Source organism: Streptococcus sp. HMSC066E07, assembly GCF_001814695.1.
Classification (GTDB): Bacteria; Bacillota; Bacilli; order Lactobacillales; family Streptococcaceae; genus Streptococcus; species Streptococcus hominis.
Genome location: NZ_KV817463.1, coordinates 21,056 through 29,892 on the forward strand (window position 1 = coordinate 21,056; position 8,837 = coordinate 29,892).

8 protein-coding genes are annotated in these 8,837 nt (G+C 41.5%); all 8 read left to right on the top strand.

The window, feature by feature from the left end; genetic code table 11:
- Window positions 1–257 precede the first annotated feature (257 nt).
- The 8 genes from cas6 to csm6 are packed head-to-tail and all read left to right on the top strand — an operon-like array spanning window position 258 to window position 8,693.
- Entirely contained in the window at window positions 258–992 is a 735-nt protein-coding gene (gene cas6 / locus HMPREF2984_RS07145) for a CRISPR-associated endoribonuclease Cas6 (protein ID WP_070496936.1), read from the top strand.
- Entirely contained in the window at window positions 973–3,204 is a 2,232-nt protein-coding gene (gene cas10 / locus HMPREF2984_RS07150; protein ID WP_070670892.1) for a type III-A CRISPR-associated protein Cas10/Csm1, read from the top strand. The genes cas6 and cas10 overlap by 20 nt, the downstream gene beginning before the upstream one ends.
- 3 nt (window positions 3,205–3,207) lie before the next feature.
- Window positions 3,208–3,588: a type III-A CRISPR-associated protein Csm2 gene (gene csm2 / locus HMPREF2984_RS07155; RefSeq protein WP_022527060.1), complete on the top strand. Its 381-nt coding sequence runs from the start codon at window positions 3,208–3,210 to the stop codon at window positions 3,586–3,588.
- A 1-nt stretch (window position 3,589) separates the two neighbouring features.
- Window positions 3,590–4,252: a type III-A CRISPR-associated RAMP protein Csm3 gene (csm3, locus tag HMPREF2984_RS07160; protein ID WP_070670894.1), complete on the top strand. Its 663-nt coding sequence runs from the start codon at window positions 3,590–3,592 to the stop codon at window positions 4,250–4,252.
- Between the two features lies 1 nt (window position 4,253).
- Window positions 4,254–5,153, top strand: a complete 900-nt coding sequence (csm4, locus tag HMPREF2984_RS07165) for a type III-A CRISPR-associated RAMP protein Csm4 (RefSeq protein WP_070670896.1) — start codon at window positions 4,254–4,256, stop codon at window positions 5,151–5,153.
- Window position 5,154: 1 nt separating this feature from the next.
- Entirely contained in the window at window positions 5,155–6,249 is a 1,095-nt protein-coding gene (gene csm5 / locus HMPREF2984_RS07170; protein WP_070496949.1) for a type III-A CRISPR-associated RAMP protein Csm5, read from the top strand.
- On the top strand, window positions 6,246–7,403 hold the full coding sequence (locus HMPREF2984_RS07175; protein WP_070496952.1) for a type III-A CRISPR-associated CARF protein Csm6: 1,158 nt from the start codon (window positions 6,246–6,248) through the stop codon (window positions 7,401–7,403). Before csm5 ends, HMPREF2984_RS07175 begins: the two co-directional genes overlap by 4 nt.
- Before the next feature lie 6 nt (window positions 7,404–7,409).
- Window positions 7,410–8,693, top strand: a complete 1,284-nt coding sequence (gene csm6 / locus HMPREF2984_RS07180; protein ID WP_257362729.1) for a type III-A CRISPR-associated CARF protein Csm6 — start codon at window positions 7,410–7,412, stop codon at window positions 8,691–8,693.
- The last annotated feature ends 144 nt before the right edge of the window (window positions 8,694–8,837 follow it).

Sequence of the window (8,837 nt, forward strand, 5' to 3'; positions counted from 1 at the left end):
TAACCCATGTTACCTCGAGAGGGGACGGAAACTCGTTCTGTGTTTGCGCAAGCTGCAAAGGATTTTAAGTTAATAACCCATGTTACCTCGAGAGGGGATTTTTTACATGAAATTCGCACAGATACTTGACGACGCTTTCATATTATGCTAATATATTGATTGTAAAGAATAGTTCTGATAAACAGAGAGGGCGCCCTTAACTGGTGAAAAATACTTTCACTTTTTGGGGTGCTTTTTTAGTAAGGAAGGTTAGAAATGTGAAGAAAGTACAATTGTATTTATCAAACGTTGAAATAAGAGACGATGCTCTAGTATCTAAGTTGCAAGGATTTCTAATGAGCCAGATTTCGGAGGATTTTGTGGATTTTCTTCATGAACAAGAGACAAATCCCTACTCTTTAAATCTATTATCCACGAGAGAAGGAACGATATGGACGGTCAATCTACTTACCCAAGAAGCAGAAGAGAAGATATTGCCTCAGCTTCTGGATTTAGAAGAGATTCAGTTAGATACTTACTCAGGAGCCATATCTGTAAAGAGAATAGAGATTCAGACTTTATCACAAGAGACCTTATTGGAAATTTTTCGGGAGGATGATCCTAGTCCTATCGCACATATTCATTTTTACACTCCAACGACCTTTAAACGGCAGGGACAGTTTGTGCTTTTTCCAGATACGCGCTTGATTTTTCAAAGTCTCATGCAAAAATACAGCCGATTGGTTGAAGGAGAATCAGAGATAGATGAGGAAACCTTACAATTTTTGACAGATCATAGCTGGATTAGTAGTTATCAACTGAAAAGTCACTATTTTCCGATTCATGGACGAAAGCACCCCGCCTTTCGAGGCAAGATAACGATTCGTATCCAAGGAGCATCGTCTTTGAAGGCCTATGCTCACATGCTGTTGAGATTTGGAGAATTTTCGGGAGTTGGTACTAAGTGCAGTTTAGGAATGGGAGGGATGAAAATTGAAGAAAGAAAAGCTTGATTTAATTTACAAGGCTTTGTTTCACAATGGCGGTCGTTTAGTTAGCCGTTTGCAAGGCCGATCTGATGAAAGTTTGGCTGCAGGGAAAGATTGGCTACAGGGACTGCCACAGCTGACACTCGAGGAAAACAGCAGGGCAGACAAGATTATTGCTCTGGCAGACCGCATTGCTAGCGGAGTACCTGAGCAGAGGAAGGTGTCTTCTGATCAACTTTTTAAGCCCTTGGCTGATATCTTTAATGTCTTTAAAGAAGAAAAGCAGCAACGCTATCAGAAGTTTAGTATTTTGCCTGATGAAAGCAAGCTCTCTATTGCGAGTCGGGAAGAGAGTCCTATTAATCAATTAGACTACCAAAGGTTATTGGAGGAGTTGGCTGAGAGTTTTAACGGTTTAACCTTGGATGAAGCAAATCTTTCTGTTTTCTTCAATATTTGGCAGAATTTCTTTTCAACGCTTCCTCTGCTTCCTGGGGATAAGGAGTTAGGAGATATTTCTCTAGCAGAACACAGCAGGCTCACAGCGGGCTTCGCGGTTGCTATTTATGATTATCTGGAAGAAAGCCAGCAGGATCATTTGCTGGACGATGTGTCTACCTTTTATGAGTCAAAAAGTCTTTTGTTGGCGAGTTTTGACCTATCAGGAATTCAAGACTTTATCTACAACATTGCCAGTAAGGGGGCGGCCAAACAGCTCAAGGCTCGCAGTCTCTATCTGGACTTTATGAGTGAGCATATCGTGGACAGCCTCTTGGAACAATTAGAGCTTTCACGTGCTAATGCCCTCTATGTTGGTGGCGGACATGCCTATTTCATCTTGGCCAATACCGAACAAACTATCGGTCAGCTAAAGGAATTTGAAAAAGCCTTTAATCAGTTCTTTTTGGAACATTTTCAAACAGGTCTCTATGTGGCCTTTGGCTGGAAGGTATTTTCAGCTGCTGAGATCATGGTCGATACCTATTCTGGATCTGACTATCTGAAAAACTATCGAGAAATCTACCAAGGCATCAGTCGTATGATTTCAGAGAAGAAGCTGTCTCGTTATGATACTGCTAGTTTGCGGGTTTTAAATCAGGGGGGCAGGAGTTCTGAACGCGAGTGTGCCATCTGTCATTCTGTTGAGAAAATCAAAACAGTCCATTATGGTGAAGATGAAGAGTATGATTTGTGTATAGTATGTCAGGAACTGAGCAGATTTGCCAAAGAGATTGACAGTGACTATTTCCAGGTTGCCTCTGACGGTCAGTCTGGTCTGCCTATTGGACCGGGTGCAGTTTTGAAAGCTGTGAAAAAAGAAGACATTGGCAAAGATCCAGGTAAACTCTATGTGAAAAATAAGTGGTCAGATGACACTGTAGCCACACCAGTCTTTGTCGGTAACTATAACTTTATCAAAGATGATGGTACAAAAGCTGAGATATATGACTATGCTGGTCTATCTAGAGACAGTCAAACAAAGCAGGGAATTAAACGTTTGGCTGTTGTTCGGTTGGATGTGGATGATTTGGGTGCTGCTTTTATGGCTGGTTTTACCAGTCAGAAGCATGGGCGCTTTTCAACCTTTGCTCGGTCAGCTATCTTTTCACAGAAGATGAGTTTGTTCTTCAAGTACTATATTCATCAGTTTGCCCAAGGAAAGAGGCTGACAGTTATTTATGCTGGTGGAGATGATGTCTTTGCTCTAGGTTCCTGGCAAGATATTATTGCTTTTACAGTGGAGTTTCGCCAGCAGTTCCTCAGATGGACCAATGGTAAACTGACTCTATCGGCAGGTATTGGTCTTTATCCGGATAAGACACCGATTCACCTTATGGCCCAGGATTCTGGGGATTTGGAAGAAGCGGCTAAGTCGAACGGGAAAGACAGTATCACGCTCTTTGAACGAAATTTCACATTTAAGTTTGACCAGTTTATCGAAGGTGTCTATCAAAGCAAGCTGGTGCAGCTTCGCAAGTATTTCAAATCACAGGATGAGAGAGGCAAAGCTTTTATCTATCGTTTGATTGAGCTTCTGAGAGCCTATGATAAGTTGAATACAGCCCGTCTGGCTTATCTGCTGGCTCGCTTGGAAGATGCTGCTTCCAAGGAGGAAAAAGAAAAGTTCAAAGAATTTAAAAACATTTTCTGGGCTTGGTATACAGGCGGTGAACAAGAACGACAAGAAGCTGAAATGGCACTCTTACTCTATATTTATGAAATTAGAAAGGATTAAGGAATGGCAATTTTAACAGATGACAACTATGTGGACAAGGCTGAGGCGGCAATCAAATCATTAAAAAGAAATAATCGGGATAGGAGAAATCCTGATGCCTTCTTGCTGACTACCAGCAAGATTCGCCACTTGCTGAGTTTGACAAGTGCATTGTTTGATGAAAGCAATGTAAAAGGCTACCCCGACCTGCAGGATAAGATTGCTTATCTGCGAGTTCAGTTCGTCTATCAGTCAGGTCGAGAATTTGCAGTAAAAGATTTGGTTCAGCAGGCTCAGATACTAGAAGCTCTCAAAGAAGTCTCTAATAAGGAAACGCTGCAGCGTTTCTGCCGCTATATGGAAGCCTTGGTTGCCTATTTTAAATTCTATGGAGGGAAAGATTAATATGACATACGCAAAAGTGAAAATTACTGCTCAGATTCGCTTGGAAACAGGCTTGCACATCGGTACCAGCAACGCCTTTGCAGCTATTGGAGCCACGGACTCTCCTGTTATCAAAGATCCAATCACCAATCTTCCAATTATTCCTGGTTCCAGTATCAAGGGAAAAATGAGAACCCTCCTGGCTTGTGTTTATAATGATAAACTTGCTAAGTCTCCTAAAGAAGACGGAGAAGTACTCAGCCGTCTCTTCGGAAATCACGATTCAAAAGATTATAAAATCGGCCGCCTCATCTTCCGTGATGCCTTTCTCCTGAACAAAGATGACCTTGATGCCAAGGGGGCCAAGAGTTATACTGAGGTCAAATTTGAAAATACCATCGACCGAATTACTGCAGTAGCCAATCCACGGCAGATTGAACGCGCTATCCGGGAGAGTCGCTTTGGTTTCGAGTTGATTTATGAAATCAATGACAAGTCTGCGGGTGAGGTTAACGAGGATATTCAGGCTATTGTTGACGGTTTGAAGCTCTTGGAGCTTGATTATCTGGGCGGTTCTGGAAGTCGCGGATACGGTAAAGTTGTCTTTGAAGACCTTCAGGCTCAGACAGTCTTTGGTCAGTATGATGAAGGTCAGTTGAATGAATTATTAAAAACGGAGGTCTGATATGACCTACAAGATGTATATGATGGATTTCCAATCCGCTCATTTTGGAAGTGGGAAACTGGATACTGGCAGTCTGACCTTTTCCGCCGATCGCCTTTTTTCCGCCTTGGTCTTAGAGGCCATTAAAGCGGATAAGTTGGATGATTTTCTTGAGCTGGCAAATCGGAAGAGTTTTGTTTTATCAGATGCCTTTCCCTTCAAAGGGGACCCCTTTCTGCCTAAGCCAATCGGCTATCCAAGTCCGGACAAGTTACCTCAGGATTTGGATGTTCAGGAAATGCGCCAGCAGGCTAAAAAATCAAAAAAATTAAACTATGTCAGTCTGTCAGACTTTGAGAACTTTCTAAATGGGCATAGTTTGGAAGCGAAAGTTTTTGCAAAATCCAGTCTTGTCACCAAGAATCAGCCTTTGAAAGAGGGTGGTTTGTTCCAGGTTGGGACAAAGACCTATGAAAAAGACAGCAAACTCTATGTGATTGCTGAGCAAAGCCAGCTCTTTGATCTTTTGATGACCGGGCTTCAGTATTCCGGTATCGGGGGGAAAAGAAGCAGTGGTTACGGTCGCTTTGATTTAGAAATTCATGATTTGCCGAGTGACTTGGCCCGAAAACTGACCCAATCTTTTGATAGGGGAGTCATGCTTTTGACAAGTTCCCTGCCCATGGATGAGGACTTGGAAGCAGCCATGACCGAGAGTCATTATCTGCTTTCCAAGTCCAGCGGCTTTGCCTTTAGCACGAACGAAGCATCCAACTACCGTAAGCAGGACCTGTATAAGTTTAAGGCGGGTTCAACATTCTCTGAAACCTTCAGAGGACAGATAGTAGATGTCCGACCGAAAGGATTCCCGCATCCTGTGTTAAACTTTGCCAAACCGCTATTTTACAAACTGGAGGTCTAGGATGAAGAGTGATTATAAAACATTTAAATTCACGCTGCGTACCATGGCTCCGGTTCATATCGGAAGTGGAGAAAAGTACACCAGTCGGGAGTTTATCTATGAAAATGATAGCTTTTATTTTCCGGATATGGGAAAATTCTATGCTAGTATGGTAGCCAAAGGTCTAGACCGTAAATTCGAAGCCTTTCTGATGGAGCATGGGAAGAGGGCTGTAAACAACCGTCTGGTCTCTTTTACCTATGACAACCGCATTAAAGACAGAAACTTTGGTGGTTACAAGATTAAAGAAAGTGATTATGAAAATGATAAATCTAGTCTAGGAACTCTCAATGAGATTTCTAAGATTGTCCGCGATGGTTTTGGTCAGCCTTATATTCCTGGTTCCAGTCTCAAAGGGGCTATTCGTACTATTCTCTTAAATTCCCATCCCGAATGGAAAGAGGCTAATTTTGCGACTGGACGCAAGGGAAAGGAAAAGGAAGATAAAACTGTCGTCCCTTGGGGGGCAAAACCTGGTAAAGATTTCGACGATCTTTTTAACGAAATTCGGGTCAGCGACAGTCAGTCCCTTAAGATCAATGGGATTGATTTTAAGAATGAAGATATCATTCTAGTTCAAAAACTGGACAAGTCCAGTAAAGAATCAGGAGATAAGCTACGGGCTCTTCCTCTCTATCGGGAGGCTCTGCCGCCCTTTACTGTAGCAGAATTTACCATTACCACTACAACTGAAAGGGCAGCAAGCATGATGAGAAGTCTGGGGCAGCTTTCCTTTGACTTTTACAAGAGCTATAAAGAGTTCTTTTTAAACGATTTTTCTGAAAAATACATTCAAGACAATGTTCAATATCCTATTTATCTTGGGGCCGGCAGCGGAGCCTGGACCAAGACCATTTTCAAACAAGCTAATGGGATTTTGCAAAAGAGATACGATCGCTTAAAAACAAAAATGATTGGAAAAGGTGTTCTCAAACTAACTAGAGCTAAGAATAAATCATTTTTAGTCAAAGGTCAGGAGAGAAAACTGGTCAAAAATAATGAAAATCTGTATGAAATGGGTAAGGCCAATTTCATTATTCAGGAGGTAAAAGTGTGAAAATAGTAATTTCGACAGTTGGAGATACAGATCCCATTCGGGCTTTTCATGATGGCTCCCTACTTCATATCGTAAGGAAGTATCGTCCCGATAAGGTTATTATTTTGCATTCTGAACGTACAGTTGAAAGGAACGACAGGATTACTCAAGCCATTCAGTCTATATCTGAGGATTATCATCCTGAAATTTTTCCGCATCCCTCAGTATTTCCAAATTCAGAAGTATTTCTTTTTGATGTCATGTACGACCAAATCTGGAAAATTCTTCAGGAATATCTAAATACAGGAGATGAGTTCATTTTAAACTTGTCCAGCGGAACGCCTCAGATGAAAGCTGCTTTGTTCATCCTAAATCGCCTTAATGACATCAATGTCAGGGCTGTCCAGGTGGTCAATCCTACTAATTCATCCAACGAAGGCTGCGGTCATGATAATGAGGAGGATATTGATGAACTGATTGAGACTAATGAAGATAATAGACCGGATTTTGTGGATCGGACAGTTGAGGATCAGTCAGAAAAGTTTAAACAATCTATCTTAAAGCGTACCGCTCGTACTCTGATTGAGAATCATGACTACAAGGCAGCCCTGAAAGTTATCCATCAAATGGCCTCTACTGATCAGCTGAAAAGAGTCAGGGAAGAACTGAGTAATTTAGTATCCTCCCTTGATATCCAGGATGTACCGAAGCGGCTGGCCAAAAGGAAACTGGGTGAAACCGAGAAAAAGGTTTTAAATGCTTATCTGACCATTGACCTGCAAGTCAAAAGAGGTAATGTGATGGAATGTTTTATTCGTACCAAGTCACTGGCTGAGTTTATGCTGGAGGATTATATCCAAAGACATTATCCTCAGGAACTGCAAGGTATCGAAGAAGATGAGCCCAAATACCTGACTATCTGGGATTTCAGAAAAATTCTCAAGAAGAGACAGGAGTGGAAGCTTTTAAAACAGATTAAACCTATATTGGATCTGAATGAGTCCAGAAATGCAGTCGCTCACAGTCTCAATCCTCTGAAAGAAGAAGATGTTAAACTTTTGAGAGTAGCCCAGAAATCCCTGAAAGACCTGATTCAGGACTGGTATCCTTTTGAAAGGAAGCTATTTGCCTTTTATGACGACATGAATAAGCTATTACTGGAAGATTTAAGTTAGGACGATATGATGAAGATTTTAATCTCTGCTGTCGGGACGACCGACCCAATTACAAAAAATCACGACGGAGCTCTCCTGCATCTGAGTCGCATTTATAGACCGGACAGGGTGGTCTTGATTTACAGTGAGGAAATGCTGGTAAAAAAAGACCGGATCCAAGCGGCTTTGCAATCTATTGACGGCTACAATCCAGAAATTCTGATTGATCCAACAATCCTTAAAAACGATGAAGTCTATGTTTTTGACAAAATGTACGCAGAAATCACTCAGATTATTGAGCGTTATCTGAGCGATGAGGATGAACTGATTTTGAACCTTTCGTCTGCTACACCGCAGATTATTTCCGCCATGTTTGCGGTCAATCGCATCAATAATTACAACATTCGGGCGGTGCAGGTGGCTACTCCTGAAAAATCAGCCAACAGACCTTTTAATCCAGCCGCAGAACTACCGATTGAGGAATTGATTGATGGCAATAAAGACAATCAGGAAGATTTTGAAAATCGCAGTTTAGAAGACCAGTCTGAAAAGTTCAATCAGTCTCTAGTCAAACGCTATCTGCGTCAGTTAATTAAGCATTATGATTATGCGGCTGCCTTGGCTATCTTGCAGGAAAAAAATAATAAGATCCTTTCTAAATCGCAAAGAGCCAAGGCATGCAATATTTTAAATAATGTTACTGATGTTTTTGAAAAGCAGGCCATTTTACAGGATTTGGCTCGGGAAGGGGATAGACAAGAGGCTGTTAAAGCTCTCAACTATTACCTGATGATTGATATTTTAAATCGCCGGGGTCAAATCGCTGATGTGCTCATCAAGGCGAAGTCTTTGGCAGAGTATATCTTGGAAGAAAAAATCCAATCCGAACATCCGGGCTTAATCGTCAGAAAGGAAAATCTTCCCAAGCTAAACCTGTCGCACCCAGATGCCGATGCTATCATTGACTATCTGGAGCATGAGATGAAGAAGGAGCGTGGGAGTGAAAGCAAGGAAAGAGTCTATAACAAGACTTCTACTTTAAAACTTTTGTCTTTTAGCAATATTTTGGAATTTTATCAGGCGGAAGAGTCTTTACTGGAAAGTATCAAATTAGTGAAGAGTTTTAACGGGGAAAGAAATCGTCTAGCGCATGGTCTCGCTGAAATCGATAAAAAGGCAATTAGCTCAAAAAGATTGCGCGCCTTGTTGGGAACATTAAAGGATGTCCTCCAGTCCAACTATGATATTAGAGAAGAACGATTCTCCTATTACGATGTTAAGAATGAGGAGTTACTTGAACTGCTTAAGTAGCTCTCAGTTCTTCCTTTTTGGTTCAAAATATGTTATAATCAAAGAAGTTTCCACTTTTGGGCTGTTAAAACAAGATATGGTGGTTTTCTGGTATTTATGTACAAAATATAGGGTTAGTAACCTATATTACCTCGAGAGGGGACG